12 protein-coding genes are annotated in these 17,293 nt (G+C 40.7%); 5 read left to right on the top strand and 7 right to left on the bottom strand.

Going from position 1 to position 17,293, the window contains the following annotated elements; all coding sequences use genetic code 11:
• Window positions 1-569 precede the first annotated feature (569 nt).
• The 4 genes from ABJE44_RS17645 to ABJE44_RS17630 are packed head-to-tail and all read right to left on the bottom strand — an operon-like array spanning window position 570 to window position 5,088.
• The gene (locus tag ABJE44_RS17645; RefSeq protein WP_348110771.1) at window positions 570-980 is read right to left on the bottom strand and encodes a RidA family protein; all 411 of its coding nucleotides are present in this window, start codon (window positions 978-980) and stop codon (window positions 570-572) included.
• Window positions 981-993: 13 nt separating this feature from the next.
• The gene (locus tag ABJE44_RS17640) at window positions 994-2,364 is read right to left on the bottom strand and encodes an aminotransferase (protein WP_348110770.1); all 1,371 of its coding nucleotides are present in this window, start codon (window positions 2,362-2,364) and stop codon (window positions 994-996) included.
• Between the two features lie 35 nt (window positions 2,365-2,399).
• Window positions 2,400-3,863, bottom strand: a complete 1,464-nt coding sequence (locus ABJE44_RS17635) for an NAD-dependent succinate-semialdehyde dehydrogenase (RefSeq protein ID WP_348110769.1) — start codon at window positions 3,861-3,863, stop codon at window positions 2,400-2,402.
• Between the two features lie 19 nt (window positions 3,864-3,882).
• A complete protein-coding gene (locus tag ABJE44_RS17630) occupies window positions 3,883-5,088 on the bottom strand; it encodes a Xaa-Pro peptidase family protein (protein WP_348110768.1) in 1,206 nt (401 codons plus the stop codon).
• A gap of 124 nt (window positions 5,089-5,212) precedes the next feature.
• On the opposite strand from ABJE44_RS17630, the gene ABJE44_RS17625 reads away from it, so the two are divergent.
• Complete coding sequence (locus ABJE44_RS17625) at window positions 5,213-7,423, top strand: TonB-dependent receptor (protein ID WP_348110767.1); 2,211 nt, start codon at window positions 5,213-5,215, stop codon at window positions 7,421-7,423.
• Window positions 7,424-7,584: 161 nt separating this feature from the next.
• On the opposite strand, the gene ABJE44_RS17620 is transcribed toward ABJE44_RS17625, so the two are convergent.
• Window positions 7,585-8,214 (bottom strand): TetR/AcrR family transcriptional regulator, encoded by a 630-nt coding sequence (locus ABJE44_RS17620; RefSeq protein WP_348110766.1) that lies wholly within the window; start codon window positions 8,212-8,214, stop codon window positions 7,585-7,587.
• 185 nt (window positions 8,215-8,399) lie between these two features.
• On the opposite strand from ABJE44_RS17620, the gene ABJE44_RS17615 reads away from it, so the two are divergent.
• The 3 genes from ABJE44_RS17615 to ABJE44_RS17605 are packed head-to-tail and all read left to right on the top strand — an operon-like array spanning window position 8,400 to window position 13,504.
• On the top strand, window positions 8,400-9,887 hold the full coding sequence (locus ABJE44_RS17615) for a serine hydrolase domain-containing protein (RefSeq protein WP_348110765.1): 1,488 nt from the start codon (window positions 8,400-8,402) through the stop codon (window positions 9,885-9,887).
• The gene (locus tag ABJE44_RS17610) at window positions 9,884-12,022 is read left to right on the top strand and encodes a CocE/NonD family hydrolase (RefSeq protein ID WP_348110764.1); all 2,139 of its coding nucleotides are present in this window, start codon (window positions 9,884-9,886) and stop codon (window positions 12,020-12,022) included. Before ABJE44_RS17615 ends, ABJE44_RS17610 begins: the two co-directional genes overlap by 4 nt.
• 9 nt (window positions 12,023-12,031) lie before the next feature.
• Window positions 12,032-13,504, top strand: coding sequence for a peptide MFS transporter (locus tag ABJE44_RS17605; protein WP_348110763.1), 1,473 nt, complete (start codon window positions 12,032-12,034; stop codon window positions 13,502-13,504).
• A gap of 54 nt (window positions 13,505-13,558) precedes the next feature.
• Here the strand turns inward: ABJE44_RS17605 and ABJE44_RS17600 are convergent, their stop codons facing one another.
• Together ABJE44_RS17600 and ABJE44_RS17595 are read right to left on the bottom strand one after the other, a co-directional pair.
• Complete coding sequence (locus tag ABJE44_RS17600; RefSeq protein WP_348110762.1) at window positions 13,559-14,791, bottom strand: serine hydrolase domain-containing protein; 1,233 nt, start codon at window positions 14,789-14,791, stop codon at window positions 13,559-13,561.
• Window positions 14,792-14,793: 2 nt separating this feature from the next.
• Window positions 14,794-15,945 (bottom strand): alanine racemase, encoded by a 1,152-nt coding sequence (locus ABJE44_RS17595; RefSeq protein WP_348110761.1) that lies wholly within the window; start codon window positions 15,943-15,945, stop codon window positions 14,794-14,796.
• A gap of 109 nt (window positions 15,946-16,054) precedes the next feature.
• Between ABJE44_RS17595 and ABJE44_RS17590 the strand changes: the two genes are divergently transcribed.
• On the top strand, window positions 16,055-17,029 hold the full coding sequence (locus tag ABJE44_RS17590; protein WP_348110760.1) for a threonine/serine dehydratase: 975 nt from the start codon (window positions 16,055-16,057) through the stop codon (window positions 17,027-17,029).
• The last annotated feature ends 264 nt before the right edge of the window (window positions 17,030-17,293 follow it).

Genomic DNA, 17,293 nt, shown 5'->3' with positions numbered 1-17,293 from the left:
ATCGGCAACTTACAACTTCTAGATGTAAGCCTACTCACTCAATAAGACAAAAAGCCCCCACGTTGTTAAACATGGGGGCTTTTTATTTTACCTAGGGTCAAAGGCTACCGCTGAGTGTCCTCATGACTATGGTCTGGTTTTATACTTTTGATAGATGTATCGAGTGGATGAATGGGCTGATTTCTAACGCACATTAAATTTTCACCCATATATTGGCAAGTCCCAATATATAGATCATTGTGCCCCCCTTCATATCGACACGCTTTAGACCTTCTTTTATAACACATGCTTTTAAAGCAAGTGTTATCTGCGCGCTGATATACATGACCATAAATAGTAATAAATTTGACTTTGGTATTTTCAAGTTTAATAACAGAGACATATACGGACGCTCCTTGATGTCACCGCATTACCTATCTATTCGGCATGAATAGCATTTTAAACATTCTGCTACCGCTAGTATGTTATTCACCTAAAATTCCATACGGCAGTCTGCCAACTGTTATCACGCTAATTGGTACAACAGTTGTACCCTAAAATTTGTTTTCACCCATTAGGTTGAGTGTTTTCTAGTTATTGATAATTATAGTATTCGCCTTCGCTATCGCTTCAATTTCAACATTAAAACCATAGTGTAAAACATTACAAGGGACTATGGCTCTAGCCGGTTTATGTTCGCCAAGATAGTCAGCATAGACTGAATTTACAACAGGCCAGTATTCAACATCTGATATATAGATTGTCACTTTGACTAAATCATCTGTTGTTGCACCGCATTCCTCTAAAATTAGCCTCAAATTCTCAAGACAGTTAAAACTTTCTTGTTTAATGTCGCCATCTTGTTTTTCATTAGTACCGGGTTTAAAGCCTAATTGACCTGATACGAAGATCAAGCCATTGCTTATTGTGGCTTGGGAGTAATGCCCCCCTGCAGGCGTAGCTTTAGGGGTAGATACAAGTTGTATATGTTTGTTTGCCATGGGTTTTTCCTTATTATCTAAGTTTAGTGTGAACACTGTTTATGGCGAATTGCACTTTTTCAATAATAAGATCAATGTCATTAGTGGTAGTGACTAATGGCGGAGCAAATCCGAGAATGTCTCCGTGCGGCATAGCCCTTGCGATTATGCCTTGCTCTAAACAAGCAGCTGATATTTGAGCGCCGATTTTTAGACTAGGGTCAAAGCGTGTTTTACTTTCTTTATCGGCAACAAACTCGATTGCGGCCAGCATGCCTTGCCCACGTACCTCGCCAACAAAGTCTAGATGACTAAATGTTTCGTTTAATTTGGCGTTAAAGTATTGGCCGGTTACTTTAGCATTATTAACAAGATTCAACTCTTTAAGTACTTTGAGATTAGCCACCCCTGCAGCTGCACATAATGGATGAGCAGTATAGGTATAACCATGACTGAACGGTCCAAATTTATCAGAACCTTGCTTCAAGACATCCCACACTTTATCGCCCACTATAACTCCTGATAAAGGCAAATAAGCACTCGTTAAGCCCTTTGCGACTGTAATCAAGTCAGGTTTCATACCATAAAGATGTGAACCAAAATTAGCGCCTAATCTTCCGAAGCCACACACAACCTCATCAGCTATTAACAATATGTCATGCTTTTTAAGCACAGCTTGAATTTCTTGCCAGTAATTTTCAGGTGGAGGGATAATACCGCCCGTACCTAACATTGGCTCTCCGATGAAAGCACCTATGGTTTCTGGGCCTTCTCGGAGGATCATCTCTTCCAAATCATTTGCGCATTTCTTTGAAAATTCCGCTTCAGTCATTCCCGCTTCAGCTTCAAAATAATGATGAGGGTTAGTTGTGTGTAGGATTGGGCCCGCAGGCATGTCGAATGCAGTATGATAAAAAGGTAATCCAGTCATGCTGCCTGAAATAACGGTTGCTCCATGATAACCACGTAAGCGTGCTATGATTTTTTTCTTTTTAGGGCGACCAAGAACATTGTTGTAGTACCACACTATTTTAGCTTGTGTTTCATTGGCATCGGATCCAGACATACCATAAAAAACACGAGCCATACCCTCACCATACCAATCAAGTATTTCCTTTGATAGTTCGATGGCAGGTTCATTACCGTGACCAGCATAGCTATGATAATAAGCTAGCTCCTTTGCTTGTTTCGCTATGGCATCAGCTACTGCTTCATTACCATACCCTATATTCACACAATAAAGGCCTGAGAATGCGTCTATTAACTCTTTTCCTTGAGTGTCATAGATACGTATACCTTTACCTTTTTTAATTACCCTTGATGGAGTAAGGCCTGCGTCATGATCGCCTAAGTGAGTAAAAGGGTGGACTAGCGTTTTTCTATCTAATGCATTGATATCGTTCATTTTTATATCTCCTTACGTGATATAATAGTTAGGTGTTATATGTTCCCAAGGCACACATATTTTATTTCGGAGTATTCGTCTAATCCGTATTTACTTCCCTCTCGTCCAAGCCCTGATTGCTTTATGCCACCAAATGGAATGGGGGGACCTGTCATTGAAGGTGTATTAACTGCAATCATTCCATATTCAAGTTGTTCAGCCAGATGCCATAATTTGCTTTGGTCACTGCCATAGATATAGGCTGCTAAGCCATAAGGTGTATTATTTGATTGCTCGATTAATTGCGGGGTATCGTTGAAAGAACTAACTGCTAACACGGGTCCGAAAGTTTCTTCTTGGAAAATCATCATTTCAGGAGTTGTGTTAGATAGTAAAGTTGGTGAAAAATATTGCTTACCGTGCTCGGTGCTGCTGCCACCACAATGAAGTGTTGCTCCTTTTTGGAGGGCATCATCTACGTGTTTTTGACACTTATCTACAGCATTTTGTGAAATTAACGGCCCAATATCTACACCTTCATTTAAGCCATTCCCAACCACTAAGGCCTCAACTCGTTTTGTTACTTTGCGTAGGAATTCCTGGTATAAACTCTTGTGCACAAAGCATTTATTAACAGCGAGGCAATCTTGTCCTGATGTTGCGAATTTCGCGTCTATCACGCCTTGTACTGCATGCTCTAAATCTGCGTCTTCAAGCACAATGAAAGGGGCGTGTCCTCCTAGCTCCATTGAGACTTTTTTTAATGTACTAGCACATTGCTGTGTTATCAATTTGCCTACTCTTGTAGAGCCAGTGAAGCTCATTGCTCTAACAGTTGGGTTCTCAGTGAATTCATTGACAATGGGTTCAGCTTGCCCTGTTACTGTTGTTAGTATTGTGGCGGGGATCCCTGCTTGTTCCGCTAGAACTTGTAATGCGAGTGCTGAGAAAGGCGTTTCGTCTGCGGGACGCACTAACATGCTACAACCCGCAGCTAGTGCAGCACTGGCCTTACGTGTGATCATTGCACAAGGGAAATTCCAAGGGGTAACGGCTGTGGTAACACCTATTGGTTGACGGATCGTTAACATTCTAGCCCCCTGTTTAGAGGAAGGGATCACTTCACCATAATGACGTTTTCCTTCTTCAGCAAACCAAGTTATGAAAGACTTCGCATAATCAATTTCTGCTCGTGCTTCTTGTATTGGCTTACCTTGTTCCAGAGTGATGATAGTGGCTAGGTCTTCTCGGTTTTGATAAATAAGCGTTGCCCAAAGGTGTAAGATATCGCCACGAGAGTAGGGCCCTAACGCTTGCCATTCGCTTAGTGACTGTTGGCACGCTTCGATTTTTTGCTGTGTTTCTTTTTTAGTAAAGTTTCGTACTTGACCAATAAGTGCATCGGTAGCTGGGTTGTATACATTTAATTTAGGGAAAACATCATTAATAGAACTAGTAGGAAGAAGCGTCTTGTTTTTTAAACAAGCAATGATGGGATCCGAATATGCGAATATTGTCATGAATTATTTGCCTTAGCTGTTACTTAACAAAGAGCTTTCTTGGAAAGTTGCAAAACGTCTCTGCACCACTTTTTGTTACTGCAAAAGGTTCGGTGATAACTAAGCTGTTGCCTTCATGCCAAATGGCAGGCATTAGGTGAAAAGTCATTCCCTCTTCTAAGATGGTTTTATCATCTGGCCGTAGACTAATTGTTTTTTCGCCACAGGTTGGTGGATAAGCGATTCCCAGTGCATAACCACATCGAGCTGATTTTTGTACGTTGTATTTGGCTGCCGCTTTTTGCCAAGTGGCTTCGACTTCACAGGCCATAACGCCTGGTTTTATGAAGTCCAAAGCAGCATCGAGCCCATCGACAATTGCACTCTCAATAGTTTGAAGGTTCGCAGGCGGAGTGCCCAAATAAACTGAACGGCCTAAAGGCATATGATAACGGTTTCTGCAGGCCATCAATTCAAGGTTGATCTGGGTCTCATTTTGGTAGCGGCTAGAATTCCAAGACAAATGTGGTGTATTAAGACGCTCTCCAGCAGGAATTAATGGAGGTGTACTTGTGTAGCTGCCAGCAAAATCGGGATTACTTGAGACAAGGTCACTGTATGCTGTTGCAGCCACATCACATTCTCGAACATTAGGCTGAATTAAATCGATAGCAGATTGCATCGCATTTTGAACTAACGTCGCCGCTTCGTGCATATAACCTATCTCGGTTGGAGATTTCACTGCACGCACCCAATTTACCAATAAGCTTGCATCGGAAACTTTGCAATTCGGTAACTCAGTTTGAAGTTTTAGGTAAGCTTGGATGTCAATGTAGTAACTATCCATTTCAATTCCAATGTGGATATTGTTGCCATATCGCTCTCGTATTTCCGATGCCATTACGCTCATTGGATGATAAATTTGAGACTGTACGTATTTATCATCATAAGCAACGATATTATTATCGCTTAAAATACTAGTGAGGCATGCTCCGTGCCTGTCCATTTCACGGCCGATCCAAACAGGTTCATCATTAGATGCCGATATAAGTGCACATTGTGGCACATAAAAGGACCAAGCATCATATCCTGTTGCATAATAAATATTGCAAGGATCTGACAATAGTAACAAGTCTAGATTTTCCTCTTGCATTTTGAGTCGTATATTTTTGAGCCTTGATTCATATTCATCTCGAGAGAAGTGAAGAACTTTCCTGATTTTTTGAATATTACTGTTAGATGTCATTAGAGATGTTATCTTTGTTGTTAACATAGATTGCAAATTATATTTAAATAAACTATGGTTGGCAACACTTACATTTTAAAATTTATGTAACTTACTTTAAGTTGCAATTATTGGGAGAAGAAGAGTGAAAATAAAACATAATAATTTTGCCGTTAGTCTCATAGCATTAACAGTAAGTGTGTCTTTAGGGGCTCAAGAAAATATCGACAGTGGCGATAGCACTGAGGACAACTATGAAAAAATAGTTGTCCTCGGTGAGAAACGCGGTCGTACCATTCAAGATACCGTATCGTCTGTGGCTATTATTGATAGGCAAGATATAGAAAACAGCCCTATTGATAATATTTTTGATGTATTAAAGCGTACTGCAGGCGTGAGCTCTGGTGGCGGAGATCTCACATTCTCAATCCGTGGTGTAAATAGTGAAGGTCAAGTATCTCGTGGTAATCCACTAGCGACTATTTATGTAGACGGAGCACCGCTAGAATCAGAGTCAGCAGGAAAAGGTGGCCCGCTTAGTATGTGGGACGTCCAGCAAGTTGAAGTCTTTAGAGGCCCTCAGGCAACAACTCAAGGTCGAAATGCCTTAGCCGGAGCCATAGTCGTGAATACCGTTGACCCCGACTTTGAATGGGGTGGAGCGGCCCAAGCTGGTGTGGGTAACAACGGCGCTTATCGCTTATCAACCGCCTTAGGCGGAGTAATTGTTGAAGATGAGTTTGCTTTTAGAGTTGCGTTAGATAAAAATCATACAGATGGCGCTGTCGAAAATGTTACCCTAGGTCTAGATGATTGGGCGTTAGAAGATAGCGAGCTTGCTCGGGTTAAATTGTTATGGGAACCTGATGCAATATCAGATCTAACTTTTAAGCTTACTGGCAGTTATGCAAAGTCACAGTTTGGTACTGAAAGTGCAAATTTATATTCTGACATAGAACAAACTGTTGAGGTTGCTCCCTTTGAAAGGCTAGCTTTTAGTAATCTTAGAGATATGACAACTACTACAACAAAAAGCACCATATTTGAGGTCAATTATAGTGATTTAATTGATGGTGTAGATTTAGTAAGTATCACATCATATTCAGATATCGAACAACTTCAATTATTTGATCAAGATTTCTCTGCCGCTGGAGCAACCGATGGCTCAAGTGTTGAAACAATAAGTGATAACTTATCTCAAGAACTTAGATTCACCTATGACCGTGATGGTGATTTCACTGCATTATTAGGTATGTACTATTTTACTTCAGATGAGGAGTATCAGCTGATCAATAATTTAGCATTTCCGATAGATGCAAGTCCTTTTCCAGAGTCCGTTCGTCCTTTGGTGCCATCATCATTTAATTTAAGTGTTTTGCTTGACGAAAAAACCGAAGTTGAAAATTACGCTGTATTTTTTGAAGGTGAGTATGTATTTAACGATTCATGGAGAATGACGGCTGGAATTCGTTATGACAATGAAGAGCAATCTCTTGATGGTTTAAATAACCCGGTTATTGATGATCCGGATCTTCCTGATTTTCTATATCCAATTTTAGAACCTGTAGTTGAAGCTGCAATCGCTGATTCACCAATAAATACTGAAACATTTGACGCTTGGTTGCCTAGTGTTGCCGTAACACACTCTTTCAATGACGACGTTTCTGTAAGTTTAAGTGCAAAACGCGCTTATCGTTCAGGTGGTTCTGACTTTAACTTAGCGCGAGCAATTTCAGCGGCTTATGATTCGGAATATGCATGGACGTACGAATTAGCATACCGTTCAGTTTGGGCTGATGGGAAAGTCACTGCGAACGGAAATATTTATTTTACTGATTGGAAGAATCAACAAGTTTCAGTGCAACCAGAAGAGCCAATTAACCGGTTTGATTCTCAAACAGTAAACGCGGGTCAGTCTGAATTAACGGGCGCTGAGTTAGAAGTAGCGGTTGAGGTTAGCGATAGCTTGGATATGTTTGCTTCTGCCAGTATTTCCAAAACAGAGTTTATTGAGTTTGTATCCGGTGGTGTTAATTATGCTGGCAACGAATTTAGATTTGCACCTAGCTCTCAGTTAATTGTAGGTGGAAATTATAAAGAGAATGGATGGTTAGTTAACCTTGACGTATCTTACACTTCATCTTCATACGACAATGCACTTAACCGAGCTATCGTTGATGAGCTTGAAAGTCGAGTTCTAGTTAACGCAAAAGTTGGATATGAATGGGATAATTATGGTGTGTACTTCATAGGTAAAAATATTCTCGATGAAGAATACGTTCAAGAGCGAGGCACTATCACTGCTTTAGTCGGTGATGCCGCGAGTTATAACGTTAACTTGAAAGTTAAGTTTTAATAAAAATTAAGGCTCTATAATCCAGTTAAAAAGCCGTTCATTGTGAAGTGAGCGGCTTTTTATATATTTGTTAATATAATCAAATGAGCCTTACTATTATTTGCATAAAAGTCAAACTCTATGTTTTGTTATTGTAACTAACGGACACTAACGAATAAAATTTAGTACTTGCTGATCTGCTCTAATGTGAGACTCTTTATTTCTTCAAGCAATTGCTCAGTATTAGTCCCTGGCATAGTATACATTTTCCTTGCGGCCAAACCTGATAGATAAAGTGTGACTAGATGGCATAAGCGTAATGACTGTTGTTCAGATATTGAATTGTTTGCAAATAGCTTGACCCATAATGTCTCAATTTTATGTGTGATTTTTATCTGCGCGTCTACTATGTAGCCATGTATCTTAGGATCTTTACGGGTACCTCTTACAATTTCGGTCATCGCAAAATAATCTTCACTGCTATATAGAGCCCACGTCTGATCTATGACTTGTACAAGCTTTTCATTCGCAGGCAGCGTGACCTGAATATCTGCTTCAAGGTAGCGGATAAGGCTATCAGATACTTGTGAAGCGACTTGAATCATAAGTTCAGCCTTGCTCCCAAATAAATGCTGAGCGGCCCCCCAAGTAACTTGCGCTTTTTTCGTTATGTCACCGGTACGCATCGCCGCATAACCTTTTTCACTAATGACACTAATTGTAGTATTGATGAGGTTCTGACGCGTATATTGACGTCGTTCTTCTTGTGAACGTCTTTTCTGCGGAGCAGTTGATTTGCCCGTTTTTGTCATATGTATTGCTCTTTATTTTGTTTTAACGAAGGGGATTTAGCTACACATTCTAAATACATCGCTTTGAAAGAGAAGTATATGCAACTTTGTTATAAGTACAATACTAATTATTCACTATTGGTTGTCACAAAGAAAAAGTTGATGTAGATTATATACATTATGAAATCTATGTAGATGATGGTTTTATGAGGAGATTTGTTGATAGACTGGTTGCCGATACGTTAAAACAGTGGCAACAGCCAGCTATATCAATGTCATTACTTTGGAACAACGATACTTATAGTGCTTGTTCTGGCGTGCGTAGGAAAGATCAAGACGCAACTATTAATGAGCAAACACATTTTGCTCTGGCATCATGTTCAAAAGCTTTTATCGTTAATGCCATTTTGATCTTGCAATCTAAAGGCAAGCTAGACTTAGATGATTTGGTAAAAGACTATATTCATGGTCTAACTTTTTCCAATGAAGTGGTCGCGAGCCGCGCTACCATTCGTGATTTAATGTGTAATCGATTAGGACTTATTTCCTCGGAAGGCCGTCATCGACAAGTCGCGTTCAGTCGTAAAGATTTGATCACGCGAATGGCATTTCAGCCCTTTCAACATGAGTTTAAGGGTAGTTATGCTTATTGTACTGATGGGTTTACGCTTTTAGGTGAAATCGTCACTCGAGTATTAGATGCTGAACTCGGTGAGTGCTTAGAGCAATTACTTTTTACTCCATTAGGAATGAACCACACTAATGTGTCACATGTACAGGCTAAAAGTGATGGTAATTTCGCATCTCCCCATTTGTGGCTCGATGGTTCATTAGCGCCTATTGACTGGAACTATGAGGATCACGTGGCGGCACCTGCTGGTGGTGTAAATAGTAACGCTGAAGATATGCAAAAATGGCTGTATTTTATTCTAAGCGGTCAATCTATGTCTGGGAAGGTCGTATTACCTGAGGAATTTCTAGCCCTTAGCAGTGTGCCTCATATGAAGGATGAGGGCCAATTTGCAGAGCATGAACTGTCACAGGCCATGGGAATTTATGCTCATTTAGTGCAAGAAGAAGCTTATGCACTAGGCTGGTATACCCATATATATAAAGGGAGTCGTGTTTACTATCATACCGGGTCAATTGATGGCTTTCGCTCCCTTGTTGGCTATGTCAAAGACTGTAATTTTGCTGTGTCTATCATGGTTAATGGCGACAATCCATTTTTACCTAGGATGCTGTTTCAAACCTTGGTAGATAAAGTAAAAGGGGTAAATGTCGCCAATTGGTCTAGTTTATTTGCAAAGCATCAGACTGATATGGGGAACAATAAAGTGTTACAACCTTTTCCTAAATCGGAGCTTGATATCCACGAGTTAGATCTGCTGCGACCTTTTTATGGTAATTATTGCGATAGCACTGGTTTTGGAATGGCAACAATTCGACAACATGATCTGTCAGTGATTATGACAGTCGGAGCACTACAATTTTATCTTCATCCTATAGGTGAATTATGCTTTGAAGCTTACAAGATATGGCCTTATTGCGTTGGCCCCCAGTTTAGCGCAAATGGAATGATAAATATAAACGGAGAGCTAGTGGGGTTTACCACTACCCAACAAGCTATTTTTACAAGATTAATTGAGCCTCAAAATACGTGGAAAACTACAAACAATTTAGTGAGTAAATGATGATAAAAACGATAACTAAATACCTATGCTTTACTGTTTTATTAGGAAGCGCCTCGATAGCTTCTTCAACAGAGTCAAGTTTTGGGAAATATTCTGGTAAAAAAACATATGCCCAATATACACGCTCTTCGCAATATATTTCCGTTACAGACGGGACCAAATTGGCTGTGGATGTATATCGCCCAGCGACTGGAGGCGAGGTAGAGTCTGAACCTTTACCGGTAATTTTTTATTACGGTCGTTATTGGCGGGCAAAAATGTCTCCTGACGGTACAATTATGACAAATCTGGGGCCTTGGCAGCCAGGCCAAAAAATTGGCAGTTTGATAAGTAGAGATGATAGTGGCCGCTTGATTTATTGGGATACAGGACGAGAGTCAATAGTCGAACTGATGAGCAACGGTTACATCTTTGTGAGAGCTGAATCTCGAGGGACTGGCGCATCAGGGGGGATTAGCCAAGGTGACCATGCTCTACTTGAGGCTCAGGATGGAGTAGATTTGATAAATTGGGTCGCATCTCAACCATGGAGTAATGGTAGCGTAGGGATGATTGGGGGCTCCTATCATGGTATGACACAATTAAAAATTGCAGCTCTGGCACCTAAGCCATTGAAAGCAATTTTTCCTGCAGTCCCTGCATTTGATCTTTACCAATTGGTTACAGGCAACACGGGTTTACTCCATAAAGGTGTGCTGTCATTTGGTCAAGGTCAAGCACAAAAAGATGGCTTGGCAGATGTTGGTGACCTTGCAGGTAGTTTACCCAGCCCAGCTCCGGTAGATAATGACAAAGACGGTAAGCAACTAGAGAAAGTACTGGCTTACCGCAAAGCAAACTCCCCTCCTAATGCGCTATTTTCAACATTAACAGATGTGGCCCCTGATTTAGTTGGTACCCTGCTAGCAGTGACAAAGGCATTTGAGTTTCAATCGCCATTACAAGCTTTGCAAATCTTGTCTTCACCACTCGATTTACAAAAATCCTTAGTTGGTAAACCGGAATTACAGCAAAAAATAGCCAGTGGTTTACATCTTTACAGAGATACCCCTGCCTTTTCTCAAAGCAGAGAGTTTGGGTTGGTTGCGCCTAGCTCTGTTCTTAAGGGCATGCAAAATGCTGCAATACCTATGTACATATGGACAGGTTGGTATGATGAAGACACTGTAGGTGCATTTCAGCTGTTTCACAATTTTAATGGCCCTAAGAAGATAACCGCTGGTTTATGGAGTCATGGGCCAAACGAAGACAACGGGCGAATTGACAATCCATTAGATGATTTTGAAGCGCAAGCAAGAGAGTTATTAAATTCTGAGTCATTGCGTTGGTTTGACTATTGGTTAAAAGGCCGTGATACCGGCATCATGGATGAACCAAGCATTAATTACGCGTTTGCAGACATCGATAATCAATTAGTTTGGCATGAAGCATCTAGCTGGCCATTGGAAAACACCCACAAACAGACGTATTTCCTGTCAGCTCAAGGTGCTCAAGATGACAGCTTCAATGATGGCTCACTTGCTAGTGCAGCGGTAAATAAAGGAGCTTTAACGTTTACAGTTGATTATACCAAAACAATGGGCCCACAGTCCCGTACTCACGATTCTATGAGTAGTGTCCCGGCTATGGTATATCCAGACATGAAAGTTCGTACTAATGGAGGTGGGGCTCTGTCATTTAGTACGCCAGCACTTAAAGAGGATAAACTTGTAGTGGGTCACCCCATTGTGAAGCTATACGCGAAATCTACTGCTTCTGATGGTGAAATCTTTGCCTACCTAGAAGAAGTAGACAAGGATGGAAATGTTGTTTATTTAACTGAAGGGTTACTGCGTGCTTCACACCGAAAAATAGCGAAACCAGCATATGACACATTTGGTTTACCTATTAGTGACTCCTCTAGACAGTCGGTGAGTGAAACTTCAACGTTTAACCAACAAATTGTGGAGTTACATTTTTCAATGCAACCAACGGCTAATTTATTTGAAAAGGGCCACAAAATTCGTTTAGTACTAACAGGTGCAGATATGCATAACTATTTAACGCCTGTTTATAGCCCATCTCCAGAGGTTTCTGTATTCACAGGGGGGGAGCATGCTTCGTCATTAACCTTACCAATGCAGTCAATTCGATAAAGGAAAGCTATGAATACTCAATTTCTAGGGCATCCTAAAGGATTATTCTTGGTCTCGGGTGTAGAGCTGTGGGAGCGTTTCAGTTACTACGGAATGCTGGGGTTGTTAGTGCTGTTTTTAACCGCCAATGCAAGCACTGGAGGCTTCCATTGGTCTACACCCACTGCACTTAAACTAATGGGGATTTATAGCGGTTTTGTTTTTGCTGCACCTGCGTTAGGTGGATGGATTGCAAATCGCTTTTGGGGGGAGCGTAAGTGTATTTTAAATGGAGGGATATTAGTTGTGTTAGGCCATCTGCTGTTGGGAGGCCCAGCCTATTTTCCTGCCATTATTGACTGGCTCGCTGGTAGTTCAGTTTCGCAGGCTCTGCTGTCAGATGGAATATCTTATGATAGGTTTTTCTTATCCGGTTCGACCTTGCTACTAGCAGGATTTTCAGACGACCACATTGGCTCAGATACTTCATTATTACTGCTAGGTTACCATTTGAAACTTTGGAGTTTCTTAATTGGCTTGTGCTTAATAGTGATGGGAACAGGTTTGATTAAACCTGCGGTTTCTTCGATTATTAATCACCTATATTCACCTCAGTCAAAATCGCGACAAACAGGCTATGCTATTTTTATGGCGAGCATATACCTTGGTTCTTTTTCTGCCAACTTTATTGCCGGCACATTAGGTGAAAAAGTGGGTTGGCATGTGGGATTTACAGCCGCTGCTATTGGTATGGTAATTGGGGTAGTTACCTATATTCATTGGCAACAAAGTTGTTTTGGTGAGATTGGGAGTAAACCATTAAATCCTAAAACAAAAGACAAGACCCAACAAACTAAGCTTACCCCAGAAGATATTAACCGGCTAGCCCTGGTAATTTGTATGGGACTTTTCACTATTGTGTACGCAGTGGCTTTTTATCAAAAAGGCGGCATGCTTAACCTTTATACCAAAGAGCATGTTGACCGCGTTATATTTGGTTTTGAGATCCCCGCCACTTGGTTCTTGAGTATCAGCACTGGCATTTTTATTCTTTTTGCTCCATTTTTAGTCAAATTATTTGCGACTCAATTTCCAAAAGTAAATGCAATTAAAAAATTAGCTTTGGGTTTGATGCTGATCGGTTTGAGTTATTCATTGCTAGCATTAGGTGACATGACACGTGAGAATGATTCACATATATCCGCTATGTGGATATTGCTCACTTACATTTTATTTGGATTGGGCGATGTTTTGGTCTGGCCTTCACAAATCTCAGCCGCTGCCGCATTATCACCTAAACACTTAACCAGTTTTGTAGTCGGTGCTTGGTATTTAACCATTGGTATTGGTAGTTGGTTTACCGGGTATGTGGGGGCATTATCTACAAACTACAGCCATTTGAGTGTTTTTTTCGGTATCTCTGTGGTTTGTTTATTGTCTGCTGGATTATTATATCTGTCGCACAATCGGCTACTAAAACTATCTAATAGCGTTAGCATTTAGGCGTGTAAACTTTAATTTATCCATTACTAGGCTTAGGGGCCTAGTTCCGATAGATCATTTAATGTTTTGCATTAGCTTTAACAATGTTTCAGTAGCGATAGTTTTATTGATGTTATGGGGCCCATTGGTAAGCATGATAACAGCAAGGTGTTTCTCTCGAGAGAAGAGGATGTATGCGTGATGGCCATCATTGTGTCCACCGTGAGTGTAGATAGTACCAAAACGACCAAAGGTTCTTATTCTCCAGCCTAACCCTATTTCAAACAAGTGGGCATTGTCTTTAATAAACTCAGCATTAGGTCGAAACAATAGCTCTCTAGCATTTTTATTTATTGGTGCACTGTCTTTTGCCTCTTCCATCAGGTGCATAACGTATGTAGACAAGTCGGGGATATTTGACGTCAAACCTAATGCCCCAGTTACTTCACCGAATGTCCAAGCAGGAAGCTCTATATATTGCATCTGATTGTCTGCGGTGAGAATTAGACTACTGTCGTTTTGCGAGACATAAGGGGTCGCCATATCACTATCTTTTGTATTAGAAACTCGAACGAAAGTATTGTGTAATTTTAAAGGGCTTAATATGTGAGCTGTGAGTGCTTCATTAAACGTGTCATATCCACTGACCTTTGCCAAAATATAAGCAGCGAGATGCATACCATAGTTGGAATAATAGTAACGCTCTCCGGTAGTATATTTGCTAGGCGTAGTAGCAATAGCTTGTTTAAGTTGTTCTACACTATAGGGTGCTGCGATTGTAGGGTCAAAAAGCGCAGCAAGTTGTAGCACTTCGATATTAACTCTATTTATAGGATTACTCGGAAGACCTGAATGATGAGTCAGAAGCTTACGTAATGTCATTTTTGAAAGAATGATACTGGGATGAAATTTCACACCTGGAATATATTGGTTTATTGGCACATCCAAATCTACTTTATTGCTAGTAGCTAGTTTTGCAGCTAATGCGGCAACAAATGTTTTAGTAATTGACGCGACTTGATAACGGGTTTGTGTGTTTGTTTTCACACCAGTCTCGACATTCATGACACCGTAGTTTTTTTGCAAAGCGAGGCGCCCGTCAACAATGATGCCTATATTGAAGCCGGGGGTATGATGTGTATTTATGGCTTCATCAACACGGGTATCTAACCAATTCTCAACGGTATTGAGAACAAGTTTTTTTTCCTGTGCAGCTAATAAACAGGAACAGAACAACAAAGCACAAGGCAGTAATCGACGGGTCTTATTTATTGAACGGGTCATTACGTTAAGGTTGATTTTATACATGTTTACCAACCATTGATACGTTCCCATTCTCCCACCACGTTTTCACCATCGACCACATAATATTTGGTGTATTGACTTGCAGTCGAACAAGCATGGTTGGGCAGAACACGTACCTTGCTGCCAAGTGTGATGTTAAGAGGGGAACTTTGGTTGTTGTCAGTTGTACATGAAACGATACCATGCTCTTGATTAGCGCTACTCACAATAAAACCTTCGACAGCATGGCCATCAATATCTGAAACTAAACCATATCCATAATCGATGTCTTGGTTACTTGTTCCTCTATCTCGCGATAAGGCCATCCAGCCAGCATCAGTAATTATCCACCCTTTGGCTTTTTGAAAACCAATCACTGAGGACAACACACTCAATGCGATATCTTGCTGAGTACACACTCCTACACCTTTCATCACTAAATCAAAAAAGGTGTAAACTCCCGCTCTTACTTCAGTAATACCCGTTAGATCATCAATAGAAAATGCGGTTGGAGTAGAACCAACTGACACAATAGGACAAGGTAATTTAGCTTGCTTTATACGGTTGGTTGCAAGCAGAGTAAGATCACGCTCTTGTCTTGCAATTGCAAGCAAGGCTTCTGGGGTGTTACATGTGTACGACTCACCTGCGTGGGTCATGACACCTAACATCTGAGAGCCTTTGCCATCGTTCAGTGCTTTTGCAATGTCAATCAACTCTTCACTTTCGGGCAACACGCCTGACCTATGTCCATCTGTATCTAACTCAATCAGTACATTGAAAGTGATGCCTTGTTCTTCGCCAAAGGCATTAACAGCTTGCGCAGCTTCAATGCAATCTAATACTATCTTGACGTCACAACCCGCTGACATTAAGTGTTGAATATGGGATAGTTTGTCTGGGGAGATACTCACCGCATACAAGATATCTCGCTCACCTTGTTCAAAGAAATAATCAGCTTCTTTTAATGTTGAAACAGTAATTCCTTGGACATTTCCTCCTTCTTGTACTTTGTGCATCACGTCTGCGGACTTATGTGTTTTCACGTGTGGACGTAACTTACTTCCTAAGGACTGAATACGCATGGATAGAGAGTTGATGTTGTTCTTAAGTGTATTAATATCAAGCAATAAGCACGGTGTTTGTAAGTCTTTGATTTTAATTTGTTTTGCACTCATTTGAGGTCTCAGTGTTGTATCGGGAAGTAGAAATGTTAGCTTGCTTAAAATAATAATACATTTTAGAATCTATGTAAATATTGAGAACTAATTAGCAAAGGTGTTTAAGATGATTAACTTATCAGATATTGAAGTAGCTGCCCAACGGTTAAATGGTGTGGCTGTGCGCACTCCTGTGATCGAAAATGCACAGCTAAATGCTGATGTTGGAGCTCGCGTATTATTTAAAGCTGAAAATTTACAGCGAGGTGGATCATTTAAGTTTCGTGGTGCCTATAATCGGCTGTCTCAACTTAATGCCCAAGAGAAAAAAGCAGGCGTTGTAGCTTGGTCATCGGGCAATCATGCTCAAGGTGTGGCGTTAGCTGCAAAGATATTAGGAATACCTGCAGCAATTGTGATGCCTAAAGATGCCCCAGAAATAAAGGTCAAGAAAACCGTAGAATATGGTGCTGAAATCATCGGTTACGATCGCTATACAGAGAGCCGAGAAGAAATAGGTTTGTCACTCGCAAATGAACGAGGAGCAACACTAGTGCCTTCTTATGATGACTTGAACATTATCATAGGACAGGGAACCGCCGGCCTTGAGTTTTTTCAACAATGTAAGAGCCTAGGTTGTCAATTAGATGACTTACTTGTTTGTTCTGGAGGTGGAGGGCTAATTGCTGGTATAGCGACTGCGTTTTCACAGTTAAGTCCAAATACTAGTATATACAGTGTAGAGCCCGATGCATTTGATGATCACAAACGTTCGCTAGAAACGGGAAATATAGAGTCAAATCCCAAAGACGCGAGGTCTATCTGCGATGCATTGTTAGCCCCTGAGCCGGGTGCATTAACGTTTCCCATTAACAGTTCACTTCTAAAAGCGGGACTTTCAGTATCTGATGACGAAGTGCGAGCAGCCATGAACTATGCATTCTCAACCCTAAAAATAGTCGTTGAACCCGGCGGGGTTGTAGCATTAGCTGCTTTGTTATCTGGCAAAATAGACGCCAAAGGTAAGACTATTGGGTTAGTGATAAGTGGTGGAAATGTCGATCCTAGTTTATTTAGCGAAGTGATAACACAACATTCGTAATAGTGTAGAGCCGGAGCAATATAAATTGCGATATTCAAGTGTTGTGAAAATAGCTCATCAATCGAATATCGTAATTTCCTTCTAATTGGTTGGCTTGGGCTCATTTTTTCTCAATTAGGTTTAACCCTGAGGTATCCCCACGAAATAAGTTGGTAAGTCATTGTTATAAAATAATTTGGAACATTCATGGTACTTGGTGATCAGATCAATCGCCAAACATCACTAAAGACCAATACCATGAATGAAATTGTTATTTTGAAGAAG

Origin of the sequence: Paraglaciecola sp. (assembly GCF_039942875.1) — a bacterium.
In the GTDB taxonomy this organism is placed as follows: domain Bacteria; phylum Pseudomonadota; class Gammaproteobacteria; order Enterobacterales; family Alteromonadaceae; genus Paraglaciecola.
The sequence above is the reverse complement of the archived record's forward strand: the minus strand, read 5'-3'. Positions and strand labels throughout refer to the sequence as shown.